At 46.4% G+C, this 21040-nt stretch carries 18 protein-coding genes; 9 read left to right on the top strand and 9 right to left on the bottom strand.

Annotated features, from left to right (window positions below; all coding sequences use genetic code 11):
* Positions 1-13: 13 nt before the first annotated feature.
* From QUA33_RS11525 to rpsN, 3 genes are all read left to right on the top strand, one after another.
* The gene (locus QUA33_RS11525) at positions 14-265 is read left to right on the top strand and encodes a hypothetical protein (protein ID WP_333148713.1); all 252 of its coding nucleotides are present in this window, start codon (positions 14-16) and stop codon (positions 263-265) included.
* On the top strand, positions 265-597 hold the full coding sequence (locus tag QUA33_RS11520) for a type II toxin-antitoxin system RelE/ParE family toxin (protein WP_333096385.1): 333 nt from the start codon (positions 265-267) through the stop codon (positions 595-597). Before QUA33_RS11525 ends, QUA33_RS11520 begins: the two co-directional genes overlap by 1 nt.
* Before the next feature lie 180 nt (positions 598-777).
* Positions 778-1080: a 30S ribosomal protein S14 gene (rpsN, locus tag QUA33_RS11515; protein WP_333148712.1), complete on the top strand. Its 303-nt coding sequence runs from the start codon at positions 778-780 to the stop codon at positions 1078-1080.
* A 172-nt stretch (positions 1081-1252) separates the two neighbouring features.
* Here rpsN and QUA33_RS11510 read toward each other — a convergent pair whose 3' ends face one another.
* The gene (locus QUA33_RS11510) at positions 1253-1582 is read right to left on the bottom strand and encodes a hypothetical protein (RefSeq protein ID WP_333096388.1); all 330 of its coding nucleotides are present in this window, start codon (positions 1580-1582) and stop codon (positions 1253-1255) included.
* Between the two features lie 46 nt (positions 1583-1628).
* Between QUA33_RS11510 and aat the strand changes: the two genes are divergently transcribed.
* From aat to leuS, 3 genes are all read left to right on the top strand, one after another.
* Complete coding sequence (gene aat, locus QUA33_RS11505) at positions 1629-2225, top strand: leucyl/phenylalanyl-tRNA--protein transferase (protein WP_445243237.1); 597 nt, start codon at positions 1629-1631, stop codon at positions 2223-2225.
* A gap of 100 nt (positions 2226-2325) precedes the next feature.
* A complete protein-coding gene (locus tag QUA33_RS11500; protein WP_333148711.1) occupies positions 2326-3048 on the top strand; it encodes a Uma2 family endonuclease in 723 nt (240 codons plus the stop codon).
* Positions 3049-3297: 249 nt separating this feature from the next.
* Complete coding sequence (gene leuS, locus QUA33_RS11495) at positions 3298-5856, top strand: leucine--tRNA ligase (RefSeq protein WP_333148710.1); 2559 nt, start codon at positions 3298-3300, stop codon at positions 5854-5856.
* 120 nt (positions 5857-5976) lie between these two features.
* On the opposite strand, the gene QUA33_RS11490 is transcribed toward leuS, so the two are convergent.
* Positions 5977-6786, bottom strand: a complete 810-nt coding sequence (locus QUA33_RS11490) for an SAM-dependent chlorinase/fluorinase (protein ID WP_333148709.1) — start codon at positions 6784-6786, stop codon at positions 5977-5979.
* Between the two features lie 18 nt (positions 6787-6804).
* On the opposite strand from QUA33_RS11490, the gene QUA33_RS11485 reads away from it, so the two are divergent.
* Positions 6805-7653 (top strand): DUF3598 family protein, encoded by an 849-nt coding sequence (locus tag QUA33_RS11485; protein WP_333148708.1) that lies wholly within the window; start codon positions 6805-6807, stop codon positions 7651-7653.
* Between the two features lie 100 nt (positions 7654-7753).
* Here the strand turns inward: QUA33_RS11485 and QUA33_RS11480 are convergent, their stop codons facing one another.
* The 3 genes from QUA33_RS11480 to QUA33_RS11470 form a co-directional block, all read right to left on the bottom strand.
* Entirely contained in the window at positions 7754-8431 is a 678-nt protein-coding gene (locus QUA33_RS11480) for a GIY-YIG nuclease family protein (RefSeq protein ID WP_333148707.1), read from the bottom strand.
* 143 nt (positions 8432-8574) lie between these two features.
* Positions 8575-9438, bottom strand: coding sequence for an aldo/keto reductase (locus tag QUA33_RS11475; protein WP_333148706.1), 864 nt, complete (start codon positions 9436-9438; stop codon positions 8575-8577).
* A 222-nt stretch (positions 9439-9660) separates the two neighbouring features.
* A complete protein-coding gene (locus tag QUA33_RS11470; RefSeq protein ID WP_445243238.1) occupies positions 9661-10455 on the bottom strand; it encodes an ABC transporter permease in 795 nt (264 codons plus the stop codon).
* Between the two features lie 446 nt (positions 10456-10901).
* Here QUA33_RS11470 and QUA33_RS11465 point away from each other — a divergent pair, with 446 nt between their 5' ends.
* Both QUA33_RS11465 and QUA33_RS11460 read left to right on the top strand, forming a co-directional pair.
* On the top strand, positions 10902-11975 hold the full coding sequence (locus QUA33_RS11465; protein ID WP_333148705.1) for a radical SAM protein: 1074 nt from the start codon (positions 10902-10904) through the stop codon (positions 11973-11975).
* Between the two features lie 666 nt (positions 11976-12641).
* On the top strand, positions 12642-12788 hold the full coding sequence (locus tag QUA33_RS11460; RefSeq protein WP_333096410.1) for a hypothetical protein: 147 nt from the start codon (positions 12642-12644) through the stop codon (positions 12786-12788).
* A 188-nt stretch (positions 12789-12976) separates the two neighbouring features.
* On the opposite strand, the gene QUA33_RS11455 is transcribed toward QUA33_RS11460, so the two are convergent.
* From QUA33_RS11455 to QUA33_RS11440, 4 genes are all read right to left on the bottom strand, one after another.
* Positions 12977-13174 (bottom strand): hypothetical protein, encoded by a 198-nt coding sequence (locus tag QUA33_RS11455; RefSeq protein WP_333148704.1) that lies wholly within the window; start codon positions 13172-13174, stop codon positions 12977-12979.
* A 54-nt stretch (positions 13175-13228) separates the two neighbouring features.
* Entirely contained in the window at positions 13229-14818 is a 1590-nt protein-coding gene (locus QUA33_RS11450; protein ID WP_015175045.1) for a glycoside hydrolase family 57 protein, read from the bottom strand.
* 348 nt (positions 14819-15166) lie between these two features.
* Entirely contained in the window at positions 15167-16822 is a 1656-nt protein-coding gene (gene ltrA, locus QUA33_RS11445; protein WP_333148722.1) for a group II intron reverse transcriptase/maturase, read from the bottom strand.
* Between the two features lie 888 nt (positions 16823-17710).
* On the bottom strand, positions 17711-20920 hold the full coding sequence (locus QUA33_RS11440) for an EAL domain-containing protein (protein WP_333148703.1): 3210 nt from the start codon (positions 20918-20920) through the stop codon (positions 17711-17713).
* Between the last annotated feature and the right edge of the window lie 120 nt (positions 20921-21040).

Below are 21040 nucleotides of genomic sequence, written 5' to 3'. Positions count from 1 at the left end.
AGGAAGTAAGTATATGAGTATTGCGATTTCCCTCAGTCCAGAAATAGAGGCACTACTTCGTGAAAAAGCGAATCGGGAAGGACAAGATATTAGCCTTGTTGCTGCCCAATTGCTAACTCGGATATTAGAATGGGAAGCCCGAGACTCTGAAGAAGCTATTGATGGTATTCAGGAGGGGTTAAATGATTTTGAGTTAGGACGATTCCGTTCTTTTGATGAATTTGCTAAATCACAGCGCACCAAGTACAGTTTTCCAACAAACTGATGAGATATCTCATTGAAATTTCTAGCGTTGCAGAAGCACAAGCGGATAGTGCATTCCTGCTATTATCTCAGATGACATCACCAGAGAAAGCAAGGGAGTGGTATGAGGGATTGCTGAAGGCGATCGAGTCTTTATCAGCGATGCCCAAACGCTGTCCTATCGCCAGGGAAAATCAATACTTCAGTAAAGAAATTAGGCAGTTACTTTATGGTAAAGGGCGCAACTCATACCGCATTCTTTTCACTATTGCCGAAAGTGAAGATGTGTCCGCAGTTCGCATCCTCCACATTCGACACGCTGCACAACAAACTCTTGGCGAGAACCAGGAGTAGTTCCTAGGGTGCGTCAGCTCAAATTAGAGCAACGGTCGATCGCAAAATATTAGCTGAGGCACCCTGCAAATGAGATAAGTTGTTATGTGTAAATAAAAATATTTAAAATTAAAGTTATCCAAAAAGACAAAAATATAGTAAAATAGTAGATTGTGATTAATCTAAGGATATCAACAGATTATGGCTAAGAAGAGCATGGTCGAGCGCGAGAAAAAGCGCCAGCGACTCGTAGACAAGTACGCCGACAAGCGGGAAGACCTGAAAGACCAGTTTGACCAAGCTAGCAATCAGATGGACAAAATGGCGATTCACCGCCAACTGCAACAGCTACCCCGCAGCAGTTCGCGGACTCGCTTGCGGAACCGCTGCTGGGCAACTGGACGGCCCAGAGGTTACTATCGTGACTTCGGACTGTCTCGCAACATGATGCGAGAAATGGCTCACGAAGGTCTTTTGCCCGGTGTTGTGAAGTCTAGCTGGTAGCACGAGAAAGAAGGAAGTTCGGCAACGGATTCTGTAACGGATGTAACGGATGTCAGGAAGAAGGAAGGAAGGAAGGAAGGAAGAAGAAAAAAACTCACAATTAATCGGCAGGATTAGGTTTGGGGTTGATTTTTGTTTCAGACTTATGAGTTAAATTTTCCTCCTTCTTGCTTCACTGACCACAGCATTTATCGATGCCGAGACTTTCGAGTAACAAGTCGCTGACGGCATTGGCGATCGCAAATTCGCCGTAGAAGCTTTTAGAAAAATCATAGGCCTGCATTTCGGTGACGATCGCAATTACGAGGCTGCCCAAGTCGTTTTCCCCTTCCATGCGCTGGCGGACATAGATTTGGGCAGCCCTTTTAGCTATTTGCTGGTTGGCTGCTTCTGGGATAAACTCGGAGTCTAGCCATGCCAGCAGCGTTTGTTGGAGCCATTGGCCTTCTTGTTCGGGGTTTTGGGCGGGCGGTAAGGTAATAGGTTCAATGATTTCAGACATGATTATTCCTAATTGCTAATGTTGACTTTGAAAAGTTAACTGAGAAATGACAACTGATAAATATATGCAATATGATATACCGACAATTATACAAGGATATGCCCAAGGCTATTTCTTGATGGCAAATGACGGCGAGGAAAGTTTGGGGTGGTATTCGAGCCGTCAGCGGGCGCTGATTCCCCTGGATGAAAGATTTACCTATCCGAAATCCCTGCGTCGCCAAATCAATCAAAATCGATTTTCGGTGGCTGTGAACCGCGATTTTGGGGCGGTGGTTGAGGGTTGTGCCGATCGCGAAACGACTTGGATTTCTAAGGAACTCAAGAAGATTTACTGGGGTTTGTATGAGGCCGGTTGGGCTTACAGCTTCGAGACTTGGTGCGGCGACGAATTGGCGGGCGGTATTTTAGGATTGTCGATCGGCGGTGCGTTTATTGGGGAGTCGATGTTTTACCGAATTCCCGAGGGTTCTAAGGTGGCGATGGTGAAGTTGGTGGAGAGATTGCGCGATCGATCTTATCTAATTTTCGACGCTCAAATGAACAATCCCCACTTGGAAAGATTCGGCGCTTATTCTATTAAAGAAAAACTGTACAACACTCTTTTGCAAGCAGCTTTGAAGCGCCGCTGCTCGCTATTTTGAATATTTTCTCATTCGGGAAAAGGCAGTACCGTGTCCGACCCCAGTAGCGGCTTCAAACAATAGTATAATTAAGCTGAGATACTTCTCGGAGACAACCACAATGCAAGTCACAACAGAAGAAATAATTTATCCATGCAGCGACGGTCAACCGATGGCAGATAGCACAATTCAATACAAATTAATTGTCACAATCAAAGAAGGTTGCGAGTCGCTGTTGAAAGATGACCCAAACGTGTTTATAGCCGCCGATTTACTGTGGTATCCGGTTGAGGGTAGAACAGATATTTCTCAAGCGCCCGATGTAATGGTGGTATTTGGGAAGCCAAAGGGCGATCGGCGTTCTTACCTACAATTTCGTGAAGATAATATTCCTCCCCAAGTCGTGTTTGAGATTCGCTCTTTCAGCGACAGCCAAATAAAAATGAACAAGAAATTTTCATTTTACAATCGCTACGGAGTTGAGGAGTATTACCTTTATGACCCAGCACAAAATGAGTTGACAGGTTGGCGAAGAATTGAAGGAATGTTAGAAGTAATTGAACCTATGGAGGGCTGGATAAGTCCAAGATTGGGAGTGCGGTTTGAGTTGGGTTCGGAAGGGTTAGAAATTTATCGACCTGATGGACAAAAGTTTCTTTCCTATTCCGAATTAGATGAACAGCGAGAATTAGAGCGACGGCGCGCAGAACAACACTTTCAGCGCGCAGAACAAGAATTTCAGCGTGCCGAAAAAGCTTCGCAGCGGGCAGAACAAGAAGCTCAAAAAGCGGAACGTTTAGCCGCCAAACTGCGCGAATTGAACATCGATCCTGATAGCATCTAAGCTCGATCTAGGAGAATAAACCCGGTTTGTCAAAGAAATCTGGTTTCTGGGGATTGCAGTTATTTACTTTTTTCAGAGCGAAGGGGGATATTTGGTCGATCGCCCCCAGCTCAAATTACTTATACTACAATATATAATACAGATATTCGAGCCAAAATCCTTGGTGCTCAGAAAAATCCTAATCGATACCCCTTGAATGTGCAAAAATATTCAAGCAAACATTAGTAAATTATACAAGGAGAAATTGTTGTGGATTCAAGATATAACCCCCAATCCATAGAAGAAAAATGGCAGCAGACATGGGCTGAGCAAAACTTAGACCAGATGCCAGAAGATACCCAAAAGCCTAAATTTTATGCCTTATCCATGTTCCCCTACCCGTCGGGAAACCTGCACATGGGCCACGTCCGCAACTACACAATCATCGATGTAATTGCCAGACTCAAGCGAATGCAAGGTTATCGCGTATTGAATCCGATGGGATGGGACGCTTTTGGTTTGCCCGCAGAAAATGCAGCTATCGAGCGAGGAATTCCCCCTGCACAATGGACTTATCAAAACATTGCCCAAATGAAAGGCTTATTTCGCCGGCTGGGTATTTCTTTCGACTGGACAAAAGAAGTTACAACTTGTTCTCCCGATTATTATCGGTGGACTCAATGGATTTTCTTGCAATTTTTAGAAGCAGGATTAGCTTATCAAAAAGAAGCGGCAGTTAATTGGGACCCCATAGACCAAACAGTTTTAGCAAACGAACAAGTAGATAACGAAGGTCGTTCCTGGCGTTCCGGTGCCAAAGTCGAGCGCAAATTATTGCGGCAGTGGTTCCTCAAAATTACCGATTACGCCGAACAGTTATTAAACGACTTAGACAAATTGCCAGATTGGCCAGAAAGAGTCAAATTAATGCAAGCCAACTGGATAGGCAAATCAGTCGGCGCTTACTTAGAATTTCCGATTGTCGGCATGGATGAAAAAATCGCCGTTTTCACCACACGTCCCGATACAGTTTACGGTGTCAGTTACGTTGTTTTAGCACCGGAACATCCACTAACTCAGCGCGTAACAACCGAAGATAGAAAAGCGGCCGTAGAAACCTTCATCAAAGAAGTCGCCACCCAAAGCGAGATCGATCGCACAGCCGAAGACAAACCAAAGCGCGGCATCCCCACAGGCGGCAAAGCAATCAACCCTTTCAACGGCGAAGAAATTCCGATTTGGATTGCCGATTATGTGCTGTACGAATACGGCACCGGCGCAGTCATGGGAGTACCCGCCCACGACACGCGAGATTTCAAATTTGCCAATCAATATCAACTGCCAATTAAAGTTGTAATTGTGGATGATGATGAAGTTCCGCTGACCGAAGCTTACACAGAACCAGGAATTATGATTAATTCCGAAAGCTTCAACGGCATGGATTCAATTAAAGGCAAAGCAGCGATTATTCACCATGCCGAAAATTCCGGTTATGGCAAAGCCCGAATCCAATACCGCTTGAGAGATTGGTTGATTTCTAGACAGCGTTACTGGGGCGCTCCGATTCCCGTAATTCACTGTCCCACCTGCGGAACAGTCCCCGTCCCCGCATCGGATTTGCCCGTATTGTTGCCGGAAAATGTAGAATTTACAGGCAAAGGTTCGCCCTTGGCAAAGATGGAAGAATGGGTAAACGTTCCGTGTCCGAGTTGCGGCACTCCGGCGAAGCGGGAAACAGATACGATGGATACTTTTATCGATTCTTCGTGGTATTTCTTGCGCTATCCCGATGCTCAAAATCAAGAGCAAGTCTTCGATACGGCGAAGACAAACGATTGGATGCCTGTCGATCAATATGTCGGCGGCATCGAACACGCAATCTTGCACTTACTGTATTCGCGGTTCTTTACCAAAGTTTTGCGCGATCGGGGTTTGATCGATTGTGACGAACCATTTAAACGCCTGTTAACTCAAGGCATGGTGCAAGCAATGGCATACAAAAACCCCGTTACTGGCAAATACGTTCCCCCAGCAGATATAGACCCCGCAAATCCAAAAGATCCTGAAACTGGTGAAGCTTTAGAAGTCTTCTACGAGAAGATGTCAAAATCAAAATATAACGGCGTTGACCCCTTGCAAGTTATGGGAAAATATGGGGTAGATACGGCGCGGATGTTTATTTTATTCAAAGCGCCGCCAGAGAAGGATTTGGAGTGGGACGACGCTGATGTGGAAGGGCAATTTCGCTTTTTAAATCGCGTTTGGCGGGTGGTTACAGAGTTTGCTGGACGAGTCCCTGCCACCCCCGATCAAGCAGGAGAGAATGCTGAATTAAGCAAAATTGAGAAGGATTTACGGCGGGCGATTCACACTGCAATTAAGGAAGTTAGCGAAGATTTAGAGGGCGATTATCAGTTCAATACTGCTGTTTCTGAAATGATGAAACTCAGCAATGCTTTGAATGATGCTAAGTGTAAAGATTCGCCAATTTATGCAGAAGGAATTAACACTTTGATTCGCTTGTTAGCGCCTTTTGCACCGCATATAGCTGATGAGTTGTGGCACAATACTGGTAACAGTGAATCTGTGCATACGCAAACTTGGCCGGCTGTCGATCCATCTGCATTAGTTACCGATGAAATTACGCTGGTAATTCAAGTTATGGGCAAGACTCGCGGCACAATTCAAGTGCCTTCTGGTGCTGATAAAGCTGCTTTGGAAAAGTTTGCTCGCGAGTCGGAATTAGCCAAGCGTCACTTGGAAGGTAAGGAGATTAAAAAGGTAATTGTGGTGCCTGGAAAGTTGGTTAATTTCGTGGTAGCTGGATAAAGATGAGAAACCCGGTTTCTTGAAGAAACCGGGTTTTTTATACTTGTAGACATATGAAACGGATCTTGAAATCGCTTTTATAAGCAAAACATCCGCCGCTGCGGACTGCAAGAGATGATTTTAATTGTTAGTTTCAAAAAGCAATTGCACGATCGCTCCGCATTCCAATTTTAAGACAGATTGAGCGCTGCCGCCATTAACGGCAATTTCTACCCAACCGTCAGAACCAGTTATGGCAATTAAATCGCCCGGTTCGCTGTCGCTGTAGGTTTTACCGGTGGGGATGCGAATTGCATCAGAACTCTTGCTAATTGTCAATGACCAATTGTTACCTATAATGCAATCATTGGGGATATTAGTAATTAGATTGCCGAAGCGATCGACATATTGAATGCAGCCTGCTGCACCTGTGGCTGTAACGGCACAATTTGGTATCTCTAACTGCACTAAACTTGCAGGGTCGATGCACTCCCCCAACTCTTCCAAAGCCACCCCGTTCGCCAAGTGAGCGCCCGCTGCAGCGAAAATATCGCGACCGTGGAAAGTGCTGCTGGGTTGAGGTGTGCGCCAGTATTTGGGGTTGGTGAGTTCGACAGCGGATCTCGCACTTTCCCGACTCAACACCCCGCTAAACAACCCGTTATCCGGCCCGACAAGAAAGCAATTAGCACATTTAATCGCAACCCCGCGTCTCTTGCTTCCCACCCCCGGATCGACGACAGCAACGTGTACGGTTTCCGGCGGAAAATAAGCAAAAGCAGTCATCAAACAAAACCTCGCCGCCGCAATATTTTGAGAGGGTATTTGGTGCGTAATGTCAATGACTTTTAACTGCTGGTTAATTTGGGCGATCGCACCCTTCATCACTCCCACATAAACATCGCTTAATCCAAAATCCGTCAGCAGAGTTATAATTCTATTTTTAGACATATATCCACAGGTAAGAATATGGTAGCGCAGTGGGAAAACTTTTTGCAAAACTTGGGAGAATGGCACGGTTCTTTTACCCAGTTATCGCCGCGAGGAGAGGTACTTCAAGATACTCCTAGCATTATTTCTCTCGAAGGTTTCAATGACAACAAAACAGTGCGATTGAAACTGCGTCGGTTTTCCCCAAATCCTAGCGGTGTCGGCGAACCGGAAGTCAGCGAACTTGTTCGAGAATATCAAAGTTTGGGACGAGATATCCTATTTTTTGAGAATGGAGCTTTTTGTCAAGGTACTATTCAATTAGCGCCTTATTCTGAGTGCGGTGCCGAGTTTGGTTTTATCTACAATTATCGTCGGTTGCGCTTCCCTCTGACATACAATACCGACGGCAATTTATCAAAACTTATCTTAATTCGGGAAAAGCAGCTTGATAAAAATGTCCCCGAACGTCCGCCTTTAACTGTTGACGAGTTGCTGGGAGAGTGGCAGGGCGAGGCCGTGACAATGTATCCTGATTCGCGTTCTCCTGATACCTATTCTACCAATTTACAATTGCATTTGGATGGAGCCGATCGCCTAGTGCACAAAATCACTTTTGGCAGTAATGCTAGTGTTATCACTTCTAGCGCCAGCATTGACGGTTCAGTTCTGCACTTTAACGAAGGTACTTCGCCCGTGCAAGTTATTCTGCTTCCTGACGGCGGTTCTTGCACTTTACCTGTCAAGATTGAATCCAGAAAACCTATATTTTTCGAGGCTGGTTGGTTGGTAGAACCTGACTTGCGGTTTCGGATGATTCGCAGTTACAATGAGCGGGGTGAATGGGTAAGTTTGACTTTAGTGACTGAACGCAAAATTAGTCATTAATTAGTATGGCCTGGTTCACCAATCCTCTTTAATTTAAACCAAAAATCTACATAAACCCGCCCCCATTTATAGTGGACGAAAGTTTATGTAGCAGCGCATTTTATTCGCCGGATTTTGTTTCCTGGGTTTGCGATTGAATCACCGCACTCCAGTCATCATTATTAACAGCCGCTTCCAAATCCTTAGCGCGTTCGCCGTCACTTTGGACTGCGGTTTCTAACTCTTTGGTAAGACTGGAATCTGCCATTGCTTTCCGCAATTTCAGCTTCTTTTCCTCATAAGCTTTTTGTTCCTCCGCAGACATTGCCGATCGCGCCGCTTGACCTACTGTACTCGCCCACATTTCGCTTTCCGCACCGTTTCCAGGCGGAATACTGCCAATTTCTGCTATCCAAGCATCCCGCAAACTTTCCATTTCTTCCCGCTTCGGGAATTTGAAAGTTTGCACGCGCAGGAAAGCACAATTTTCTGCGCCATTTTGGGCGATGTGACCGTTGATTGAAAGCAGGATATTTCGCGAATAACCGATAAACTGAGTGTTGCGGGAAGTGTCCATTACAGCGTAAACGCCGGCGACTTTCGCGTTAGTTGCCAAATCGCGCCATGTATCGATCGACATTACTTGCGTGCCGTCATTTTCTAATGCCGGAGTTGCAGCAACGGCGCTATGTTCTGAGTCGGAACTGTATAAAAAGTTGTGCAGTCCTTCATGGGCAACAGGTACGTTTTGATGTTCAATTGCTACGTCTCGATCGGCATTCACTTGATTAGCTTCCATAAAACCCAATTCCTCAAAAAATGTCAAATTTACTCATTCAATCCCACTTTCAGGGGCGGGCTTTCCGGCCCACCCCACAATAAAGTTCTGTTTGTGGAACAGGCCGAAAAGCCTGTTCTATTGTTTTTTTTGCCCTTATATACTTAACTTGCGGCAATTTGTTGCAATTCCTCGTCAGTCAATTTAACTTCGAGCGCCCCCACAGAGTCCTCAATACTCGATACTTTGGTCGCACCGGGAATCGGAACGATGCAGGGCGATTGAGCCATTAACCAAGCTAATACTATACAGTAAACTGAAACGTTTTTTTCTGCGGCTAATTTGGCGATCGCGGGTATATCTTGCAAGCTGGTGACGCGGCGGCTTCCTCCCAAAGGACTCCAGGGAAAAAATGTCAGTTTTTCGGTTTCGCAATATTCCAGAACGCCGTCTGATTCCGGCTGTCTGTGCCACGGATTGTACTGATTCTGCACCGAGACAATTTCTACTGTATCGCGGGCGCGTTTGATCTGCTCTACAGAAAAGTTGGACACTCCAATAAATCGAATCATTCCTGCTTCTACTGCTTCTTTTGCGGGTGCTAGGGCTGCTTCGATGGTATAAGCGGGATCGGGCGAGTGATATTGCCAAAGGTCGATCGGTTTCTCGCCGCCCAACGCTTCAAAGCTTTCGCGAATTGTCTGGCGCAAATGATGGGGATTGCCGTTGCGCGTCCATGCACCTTGAGGCCGCATTAAGCCGCCTTTAGTGGCGACAGTAACCGCCCGAGTATCTCCGGTGTACTGTTCCAAAGCTTTGGCAATGAGTTGTTCGTTGTGGTGTTTGTCGGATTCATCTTGGCAGTAGGAATCTGCGGTGTCAATTAGGGTGACACCCAAATCGAGGGCGCGGTGAATTACCGAAATTGATTGCGATTCGGGCGGCCGGCCGCTTAAGGACATTGGCATACCTCCAAGACCGATCGCGCTGATAGTAAAATTACTGTTACCCAGTTTTTTTCTTTTCATTGGTTTGCCTTCGTTTGCGTGGTTTATTTCCAGTTTACCTTTCAAGGATAAGTTGAAGTCTTAAATCTATTTAACTATCTAAGTAAGTAGAAAAACAAATTTAGATACGCTGTTGGGCTTTTAAAATGTATATTTCAATTCCCTCTTACCCACGTGTCAAATCTTCTCCTTCTCAAACATAATAGACAATCTAGATGTGCAGCAGCTTACCTACCTACTTAACTAGCTGGAAGCGCTGGTGTAAAAGCGGAGTGCAAATTGCCAGAAGTAGCGGGAGAAAAATAACAGCCCGATCGCCAATATTCCCGCCCCTGCGATCCAAACGATTTCACCTCTCCCCAGCATGGCTTCTGCTGGCACAGTCGTCAAGAAGGCAACGGGAACTACGAAAGTGAAGAAAAATCGATAAGCAGCGGGATAAGCTGCCATTGGAAATCTACCCGCTTCTAACAATCCTCTGAGGACTTCGGTAACATTGTAAATTTTGACAAACCAAATGCTGGTGGCCCCTAACATAAACCATATACTGTAAAGAGTAATAGTTCCGAATAACAGCGGTATTGCTGTTAAAAAATAGTTGCCGATTTCTAGTCCCAACTTGTTAGCAGCATACAGCAGCAATACCGTGCCGAAGATTAAATCTGGGATTCCCCAAGGCGAAACTGTGTTTACAGATAGCCAAAATTGGGAACTGATGGGTTTGAGGAGTACGAAATCGAGAGTACCTTGCTGGACTCGATCGACAATGCGGCTGAGATTAGGTGCTAGAAAGGTTGACGAAAACCCCTGCAAAATCGTGAAAATACCGAGTACAACTAAAGCCTCTTCCCATGAATAGCCGGCAAACGTGTAGTCGGTACGGTAAAACAAAAACAGCCCAAACAAGCTGCCCGCAAGATTTCCGAGGCTGCTGAGGGTCGCGAGGACAAAGTTGATTCGGTATTCTAGTTCCGCTGCGATCGCCGCACCCCAGAACAATTTCAGTACGTGCAAATATCGTCCCATGTTTGTCGCCATTTTTTGCCCTCTAAATACTTAAATTCCCATATTTTAAAGGTTGTGTGAAGTTAACTGCTGTATGGGCTGCTTATTTAACTATAATTTTAAATTATTAATACCGCTTATTTAAGGAGTTTTAATCCCAAAAATTATTAAGTTATTTAACAAAATTTAAACAAAAATTACAAATATTAATTTAAGTCAAGATTAAACCCAAAAATTTTGGCAATTATTAAGCATGATTCATGTTTTAACACAAAGAAGCGCTTGATTGATTGGAAATACTAATATGTTACAACTCTTAAAATTATAAATATTTCAAAAACATCTAGCCATACTCAAAGGGAACACTTAGGATGGGGCATACGTACTTAAAAGCAATACGTAATCATCAATGCGTAATTATACGTACAAAAAAGGGTGCGAGAAATTGACTTAACTAACAACACGTAAGGAAAAAAGACATGGATGCTTTAACATTATCGAGACTGGGCGTCAAGCACACCAAGAGTGCAGTGGCCGAATCGCTGCGGATCAATACAGGATACGACGTGACGAGCCCAGTAACTTTTTACGGAATCGTCAATGAGCGTTGCAATGTTAAATGCCGCCAGTGCGAATATTGGCGGCTTAAAGAATATAAAGACGAAATGACGATTGAAGAATGGCAAAATGCCCTCTTGAGCGTCAAAGAATTTGTGGGCGAATTTTCAATCAACTTTAGTGGCGGCGAACCTTATATTAAAAAAGGTTTTCTAGACTTGCTGGCCTTTGCGAATAAAAATGGCATTCACGCCGGCGTCACCACCAACGGCTATTGCATGACCCGGGAAAATGCAGCCAAAACTGTAGCTGCTCGTCCTTTTAATGTGAATATCTCCGTTGACGGGCCGAATGCAGAACTGCACGATTATTTGCGCGGTCAACCGGGATTGTTTGACAGACTTTCTAAAGGAATCGGTTATCTGCGCGAAGAACAAGAAAAACAGAACGTCCTGTTTCCGATCAACATCAAACCGACAATGAACCGACTCAATTTCCGCCACCTCCCGGAAATAGTCACTTGGGCTCAGGGAATTGGGGCGACGACGGTGAACTTCCAACCAGTCAACCGCTGGACGCCAGAAACATACGAGGAATTGTGGATTGAAAAAGAAGACATTCAGGAATTTTCACAGGTAATCGAGCGCCTAATTCAAATGAAGCATAACGGTGCTCCGATTATGAACAGCGATGAAGTGTTGCGATTGATGATTCCTCACTTTGCGGAAGAAAAAGCTCCTGATTCAACTCGTCCTTGCCGCGTTGGACTGCGGAATTACTGGATTGATACCCGCGGCGATGTGAAATTGTGCGATGAGTTTCCCGTAATTGGTAATGTGAAAAACGCCAGCGCCCGCGAGATTTGGTACGGCGAAAAAGCTCAGGCAGTTCGCCGCGATACTTTGAATTGCGGCAAGCTTTGTCTGATTACTTGTGTCTCGCAAAAAACGATTTTGGATAAGGTGAAAATGGGGATGAAATTATTGAAAAATTGAGGTTTGAGCAGTGTTAATATTGCTTGTCTTAATGGTGACCGGGTTTGAGCAGAAACCCGGTTTTTTGTTTGATGAACTGTATTGCCGTTCGGTTTTGCTGCGGGACAGGGCAATGCCGTTTCCTTACGAATACACTGTTTTGTAAGTCCTAGGGTAGGCGAAGGTGAAAAATGATTGCACGGCAGCCATTTACTATTGACAGTCACGCACCGCTTTACCTGGGCAATATTTTTCTTACCAGTGGCAGGATTCTGGGGGATATTTTTATCGCCAGTGGCAGGATACCCCGTATCAGCAGGCCGAATATTAAACCGCAAAACAAATTCCATATAATCGTCGCCGTGAAGGGATGAAGGGGGAGGGAAAAATCGGGTTGCCATTTAAGGGGTGTATCTTTGATTAGGGGATAGCTGGTCTAAAAGATTTGTCCGCCTCCGATCGCAGTTCCGACAAAAAAAGATGATATTCTCAAGTTGGCTAGATCGCTTTTTCTCTTTGTTTTTGTTCTTCCTGCAGATTTCCATTTGTTCTTGAGCGCACTCTTCCTGCTCTTGTTCCTTTTGCTTGTATAATTCTATTTGTTCGCATCGCGCTGACGTTCCTTCTCTTCCTGTTCCCGTTTCAATTCCACCTATTCTATTTCACCCCTCCCACGAATTGTGGATATTGTCTGCTAGAACAAATCTTGATGGGCAAGCAGGTAGTTTAAGTATTTTTAACTTAGATTTGATATTTCCGCGATCGCAAACTCAGGAACTTCGGCAAAAACACAAGTTGCCGCCTTCAATGGAAAAACTTTGGATTTTAGGATAACTTTCGATATAATAATTTTCCGCATTAATATCAACAGTATTGCTGTATCCTCGCAACTACGGCAATTCTTTAGCACAATCAAATACTTGGCTTCGGATTTCAACTAACAATCGCTTTAACTTCGCGAGTTAAGTTTCTCGATTTGGTTCCGCTTATATTTGAGTGAATTATGGCAGCTTTCTTTCTAATTAGCTGGCTATTTGCTGGTCTCGGCGATCGACCTTTCCATACCAAAAAGGGGCTCGCCTGCGCGTTGAGAAAAAGACATAAAGTGCGCTCGACCTTTCCAGACCAAAAAGGCGATCGCACTCACACTCTAAACCAAATATCGCCCCTCTCATTCCACTCAGGGCGATCGCCCCATCACCTATAATTTTAATTAACATCCTGTCCCTCCCTTAAGCAGGGCTGGGGAGACAGGATGAAAGGGGAAACGAGGCTTAAAGCGATCGATAAACGCGATAGTTAATTTCAGGGAAAATATTATCAATCTCCTCAACCTTCTCCAACCAACCCGAATCAACTTTCCCTTCTTTCACTTCATCGTAAAGCTTGTGAAAGCGCATTAAGTGCGATCGAGTCCGCCGCACTGCATAGGGCACCATCGTTCCTGTACGCATGATAAATGCCCAGTCAGAAGATTGAGCTAGCAGCACTTCCCGCGCGGCTTGGTTCAAAGCCCGCCACTGCAACTCATCCGCAGGTTCCATGCTTCCCAACTCAATCATCCGTTCCGCAGCTTTGTGCAAGTGCGGGTAAATCCAAGCATTGGTATCGTTGAGCCAATATTCGTGGAAACCCCGGAAACCCCAGCTAGACTGAGACGGGCGGCACACTTGCTGAGTCGGATTTCCCCGCAAATAATCGGCTAAGTGCGTCATATCGTAGGTATTTTGGTCGTACCAACTCTTGCGGAACAGGTAATCTAAGAACCAAGGCCCTTCGTACCACCAGTGACCGAAAAGTTCGGCGTCGTAAGGCGAAACAATAATCGGCGGACGCTGCATAATGCCGTTGAGGTGTTCGACTTGGCGTTCCCGGTTGAAAGCAAAGTTGCTGGCGTGTTCGGCTGCTTTTTCCCTTGCCCAGTAAGGATCGTACAACTGTTTATCGCCTAAACCCAATCCGCGACCGGTGATTTTGTGATATTTAATCCCGGTATTTTTCCGCTGGCCGTTGGGCATGATGTAGGGCTTAATGTAATCGTAGTCAGCTTCCCAGCCCAAATCTTTGTAGAATTCGCGGTATTCGGCCGCGCCTGGATAGCCGACTTCGGAAGACCAAACCTGCTGCGAGGATTCGTGATCTCGGCCGAAGGCTGCGACTCCGCATTCGGTGAAAATTGGGGCGTAGCTGCCGTAGCGGGGACGCGGGCGGGCGTAGAGGATGCCGTGACCGTCTGTGAGAAAGTAGCGGAGGCCTGCGTCGGCTAACATCCGTTCTAAGCCTTCATAGTAGGCGCATTCGGGCAGCCAAATGCCTTTTGGTCGGCGGCCGAAGTTTGCTTCGTAGTTGTCGCAAGCTACTTGAATTTGTGCCCAAACTGCTTCGGGGTACATTTTCATCAGCGGTAGGTAGCCGTGGGTGGCGCCGCAGGTGATGATTTCGAGGTTGTTGGTATCTTGGTGTTCTTTGAAGGCTTTGACTAAATCTCGATCGTACTTTTCCCAAAAGTTGCGGACTTGAGAGAAATGGGCGGCGTAATGTTCTGCCAAATAGCGGAGGTGACCGTTGCCACTATTGTGTTCGATTTCGAGATCCGCTAACTCTTCGAGTTTAGCCAAGTGGTCGTCGAAACGGTCTTGCAGCAAGGGGTCGCGCAGCATTGCCACCAAGGGCGGTGTCATGCTCATGGTAATTTTAAAGTCGATGCCGTCCCGCTTGAGCCCTTCAAAGACTTGCAGCAGGGGAATGTAGGTTTCCGCGATCGCCTCAAACAGCCATTCTTCTTCTAAAACGTAGTCGCTTTCGGGGTGGCGGACAAAAGGCAAGTGGGCGTGGAGAACGAGTGCGAGGTAGCCAATAGTCATAAAAAAATTCGGTAAGTGGGAAACGAGCGTGTCTTTAGACCTGAGACGGAAACGGCTAGGCGGTTTTAACCGCCGTGAATCTTTCCATTACACGGGGATTGCTAGATGGGAGTGTACTTTTGTAATGTACTTTCAGTGGGACAATTACCACATCCAAAGTCGCAACCGGCGATCGCATAATGTTCGCTCCTTTATGAGCCTCTATGAGAGGGGTAATGTTAGCTTGCGCCTTCGTTAACAGCCGGTACTATATCTAGGAAACTGATTGTCGGGTAAGGTTCGAGCGTTGCCACTCTCCCCTCCCCTAAGAACCGTACATGAGACTTTCGCACTCATACGGCTCAAGCCTTACTTCAAGCGAGATTTGACTTGGGTTTTGTGTATCTGCTTATGACACGAAGAGTGCAGGTGCAGAAGATTTTCCATGTCGTCAGTTCCACCTTCTGCCACAGATACTATGTGATGGGTTTCGATTTCCTCTCCGTTGAATAAGAGTTCGCCACATTCTGGACATTTCCAGTTCTGGTTTTCTGCTATCTTATATAGCTTGGAGCCTTTTTCAAAGCGAGATTTACCATACTTCTGGTGGCGCTTTTCCCAGTATCCTTTTAGTGAGGGGTCATCGGGACTTGCGTCACCTTTGACCTTTATATGGCGTTCAATGGCTGTATATGCTATCTGGTAAAGGACAAGTTCTTTATCCTTCCCTCGGCGGTCGCTTGTTGTGCAGGCGAACATCCATTTATTGCCTTTAATGGTTTTGAAGTAGCGCTTTCTTACCCATTTAGTGCCTTTGTTGGGGTGTCTACGCTTTGCCCAACGCCAAAGGTATTGCCATACTCGGTATGAGATATAGCAGAAGGTTTCTTTGCTTACTACACCTTTATAGTAGTTCGCAAAACCCCTGAGAATTGGATTGAGCTTTTTAATTAGAACTTCCTGTTCTACACCATTCAGGTTTTTGATTTCCTCACCAATTCGTTTACAGAAGGCTAACACCTTCCTTTTGGACGGTTTGATTAGGAGTTTTCCATCGTAGTGCCGGGAGTTGAACCCCAGGAAGTCGAAGCCATCTTCCATTGACGTAATGACCGTCTTCTCTGCACTGAGTTCAAGACCTCGTTCAGACATCCATGCTTGAATTAGGTTCTGGGCAGTTTCGAGACTGTATTTGTCTCTAGCCGTAACGATGAAGTCATCGGCGTATCGTACCACTCCAAGCTTCGGATTGGTGGCTTTTATAAAACTTTCTAAGCCATGCAAACCGATGTTGGCAAGTAACGGCGAAATAACGCCGCCCTGTGGTGTGCCTAGTTCTGTCGGGTTAATTTTACCTTGGAACACAAAACCCGCTTTTAACCATCCTTTGATGAGTTCTATCTTTGGAAAATTGCTCACCATAGTCAGGATGGATTCATGGGCGATGTTGTCGAAGAATCCCTTGATGTCAGCCTCTAGAATCCAAGTGTCACCGCCTCTATATCCAATTCTTATCCTGTTGAAGCATTGGGCTATAGCATCATGACAGCTTCTTCCCGGTCGGAAACCATACGAGTGTTCCTCGAATACGGCTTCCCATTCGGGTTCTAGTGCGTTCTTTACTATTGCCTGTTCGATTCTGTCGCGCACGGTCGGGATGCCGAGCGGTCGTTTCTTTCTGTTAGGTTTTGGTATCTCCACCCTACGAGTTGGTTGGAGGTTGCCCCCATCCCAATTATTTACCAGAATCACCCTTTGCTTTGGGGTATTGACTACTTCTTTGTCAATTCCTGCCGTTGCTTTACCTTGATTGGTCTGGGTGATACGTCGAACTGACAGCAATAAGTTGGCGTAGCTTCGTAACATTAACTTCTGCAAGCTTCGTATCTTACGGAAGTCACCAAGTTTTCTCGCACGAAAGATTCTTTGACGTAGGTTTCTAACGAGCTTGTTAACCTTATACCAATTGATTTGGTTCCAGTCTTCAAGTCGTCTCTTCAGTCCGTTTGTTGTCTCAGTAGACATCATCTAACTTTTCCTTAGATTGGATTCCTTTATCTGGTTTCTTCCGCATAAGACCCAGAGGAAGTCTGCTGTTCCTTTCGGTCAGAAGTAATGTTTCAACCCCTATCTGACTCATTACAAGCCAGCATTCGCTTTTTCCTCCATCCTTTACCCTCCAGAGAGTTCCGTCCTTGTTGCCTCAGACCTACTAACAGTTATCGACCTCTTTTAGACTCTGTGGGGTTTACCCTGTTGTGTCATTTAGTTTTTTCTATCTTCCTTTAGGTGCTATCTATTCTGCGGTGGGTTTTGTTCACACGATTCAGAGAGGGGTTAAATCTTGAATCCTTCCACGTACCTTTTGGTTAGAGCCTATCAGCCTTATTTGGCTCTTTACTTAATGACGCAGTTTAATCGATAGTTAACTTGTTTTCACCATTGGAGATTTTCCCCCTTGCTCCTAACCAGCTTAGGCTGCTAGCTTCGGCTACTTTCGTGGTCTGCACTCCGACTGTTTCGTTACCTACTAGGTCGTGACCAAACTCTTCTTTGAGAGTTTTTTACGTGGAGGTGGAGGGTGTGAATCCTCCAGGAAGTCGGCTTCCCGTACTAAACGACCATTTCAGGTCGCGCTAACCCAATAAGTCTGTTTAATCCTAAATTTCGCTTGGCAAGGAACTAGCGAGAGCATTCCCTGGTAGGTCTTTAACTCTTACCGTTAACGTAGTACGCAGGTACGCCTCTGGTCAACTATGGTTTAAGTCTTAGGCCCGAAGCAAGAGTGTCTTGAGATCTGGGTCGTTGACAGTGATTTGGATGCCGTAGTTATTAACTGACGCCAGTTAGGCACAGCTTTAAAATATTTTAAGATTTTATGCTGAAACGGGACTCAGAAAATGCCGTGTTTTTTTAATGACCTTTCTCTAACAAACTAAATGTCAGCAAATTCTGATTTTCTGCTTGCTGTCGGATGAGGGCTGCTGCTGTTTGAGAGTCTACTGCCTTTGAGAAAAAGAATCCCTGGGCGTACTCGCATTTTAACCCTTTGAGTATAGATAGTTGCGAGGCTTCTTCGACTCCTTCTGCTACTACATCCATGCCTAAATTGTGGGACAAAGTAACGATCGACCGCACAATTTCTGTGGGGTCAATCCCTCCTTTACTGAAATCGAACTCACCTCCCATCCTGCTAACAAAAGAGCGGTCTATTTTTAAGGTATTGGTGGGGAAGCGGTGCAGGTAGGAAAGCGATGAATAGCCGGTGCCAAAGTCGTCAATGCACAAGTGTATGTTTCGCGTTCTGAGCTGCACCAGCATTGCTGTTACTGATTCGGAATTTTCTATGAGTACGCTTTCGGTAATTTCTAGTTTTAAACTGCTGCCGTCGAGGTGAGTTTCTGCGAGAACTTGGTCGATGTATTCGATTAAATCTGGTTGAGAAAACTGTTTGACAGAAATGTTGACGCTAACGCTCAAGGGGGGGTTGCTGGGAAATACCTGCTGCCACTGGCGGATTTGGTGGCAAGCTGTGCGAAGTACCCAGCGGCCCAGGGGTACGATCAAGCCGGTTTCTTCGGCGATGGTGATGAATTCGGCGGGGGAAACTAAACCGCGTTCTGGATGCTGCCAGCGCACTAGGGCCTCAAAACTGGTAATTGTGTTAGTGGCGATCGACACGATCGGCTGGTAGTGAATAATAAACTGGGGCGCTGGGGATAAGGGAGGTAAGGCTGATTCGGGGGAGGAGGGAAAGTCTTCTTCTCTGACGGGCTCTCTAATTGATTCGATCGCCCGCCGCAGGTCGTTTTCTAGCTGCAACAGGCGCAAAGCGTGGGCGTGCATGGAACTGTTGAAAACTTCGTGTCGGGCTCTGCCGAGTTCTTTGGCGCGGTACATTGCTGTGTCGGCGTCGCGCAACAGGGTTGTCGGTTCCAGGTATTCGCCAGAACTCAAAGCTATGCCGATGCTGGCGGTGATAAATACTTCGTGTCCGTCTAGAAGGAGAGGGGAGGTGATTTTCTTTTGCAGGCGGTTGACAATGGTGGTAGCTTCATTGATGCCCTCGATGTCTTCTAGCAACAGCACAAACTCGTCTCCTCCGAGGCGGGCTACAGTATCTCCGGGCCTCAGACAAGCTTCCAGACGCCGCGCGATCGATACTAGCAATTGATCGCCGATGGCGTGGCCGAGGGAATCGTTGACTACTTTAAATCTATCTAAATCGAGAAACAGTACGGCAAACAAGTAGTCTTTGCGCCGTTTTGCCAGCCTCAGAGCGTGTTCCAGCCGATCGGTAAATAGCGATCGGTTCGGCAATCCGGTGAGGGCGTCGTGGAAAGCATCGTGCAGCAGTTGTTCCTCGGCGAGTTTGCGCTGAGTGATGTCGTGACAGTTAATCACGATTCCCTCGACTGCGGGATCGTACAGCAAGTTGGTGGCTACAGCTTCTACATAACACCAGGAACCGTTGCGGTGGCGGACTCGGTACTCAACTGGACACTGGCTTCTTTTGGGGTTTTTTATAGCTTTGTGGAGGGATTCGGCGATCGCGGCGCAGTCGTCGGGGTGAACTATTTCTAAGGCGCTGCGGCCGATCGCCTGGTGGGGCGCGTATCCTAAAATTCGCTTGACGGAAGGGCTGATGTAGCGGAAGATTCCTTCGGCGTCGAGAATGATGGTGATGTCTGTGGCATTTTCAATCAGCGAGCGAAATCGCTGTTCGCTTTGGCGCAGGGCTGATTCTGCTTGTTTGCGATCGCTGATGTCTAGGGCTACTCCGTCTATAATTACGTCGCCGTTTTCGTTTTTGGAAAATTTAGCGCTGTCTTGCACCCACTTGACCTCCCCCGATCTCAGAACGATGCGGTACTGGCGATCGCACGGCAAAAGACTCGCTCTCGATGCTGCTACCCTGCTGTCACACGAACTTTTGTCCTCTGGATGGATGATTTCGGTCAAGAGTTCCGGGTGCGAAATCACTTCTTCGGCCCCGAACCCAGTAACTTCGCGCACGCCCGGACTGATGTAGGGCATGGACATTGTGCCATCTGGATGCAGCACGGTGCGGTAGACTGAGCCGGGAATGTTGGCTGCCATTGTGGCTAGCTGCTGCTGGATGCCGCAGACTGCTGCTTCGGCGCGCTTGCGTTCTGCAAGCTCGGTTTGGGCTTGTTGGTAGAGTTCGGCTTGGTGGATCGCGATCGCGCACTGATCGGCTATGGCTTTGAGTAGCGACAGTTCTTCCACGCTCCAAGAGCGCGCCCGATCGCACTGATAGAGGCTAATTCCCCCCAAAAATGACTGCTGGTAGAGCAGTGGCGCGATCGCGACGGAGCGAAACCCTACCAACCCTGCTGATTCTTGCAGGGACGGGCACAGTGTCGATAACTCGTCGATAATCAGGGTTTCCCCGGCCGCGAGTCCCGATCTGTAGTGCTCGGCTACTTTGCAATTTAGCCCGACAAACCCTTCTCGGCCGGATGCTTTACTGATGTAGCGAACTCTGATGCCGCCTTCAGCATCTGGCTGCAAGATGGCGCAGGCGCTGATGTCTAGAGCTTCGTGCAGTTGATCTGCGGTGGTTTGCAGCACTTCGTCGAGTACAAGGGTGAAGCGCATGGCTTGGAGGATGCGGTTGACTATCGCTTCTCGCTGAGCTTGCCGCTGAATTTGAGCGATCGCTTCTTGTTGCTGGCGCCGCATTTTGTATTCTTGGAGCGATCGTTCTAAGACTGTTGGCAACCTAAACAGCCGCCCTTTTAATACGTAATCAGTCATTCCGGCTTTGATGCACTCTACTGCAGCTTCTTCTCCCAAACTTCCCGTTATTAAAATCAATGGTATGTCGTGGTTCAATTCCTGCATTAATTTCAACACTTCTAAACCGTTGAAGCCCGGGAGGCGGTAATCGGATAGTACAGCATCGTACTTGCAATTTTGGAGCAGTTTTCTGCACTCTGTTGCTGTTTCTGCAGTGTCGTAAGTAAAATTTACTCCCCCCGCTTCTAAGGCGAGCACTATTAATTCCATATCTTCGGCCATGTCTTCGATAATCAACAACTTTAATGTTGATTCCGCTACCAGTTTTAGTAGATAATTAGTCTGAGTTATATCTAACATAAGCTATGGGGGAGGTTTTAAATTGGTTATTCGTGTCGTTGCTAAATGTAATTTTTCCGACTGAGTTTTGTTAATTTTATCTCAATATTTTTTGTTTTTAGCACAATCAATTATATTCTC

The sequence above is a fragment of the Microcoleus sp. Pol14D4 genome (assembly GCF_036701245.1).
GTDB lineage: Bacteria > Cyanobacteriota > Cyanobacteriia > Cyanobacteriales > Microcoleaceae > Microcoleus.
This window is presented reverse-complemented; position numbering and strand designations above follow the sequence as displayed.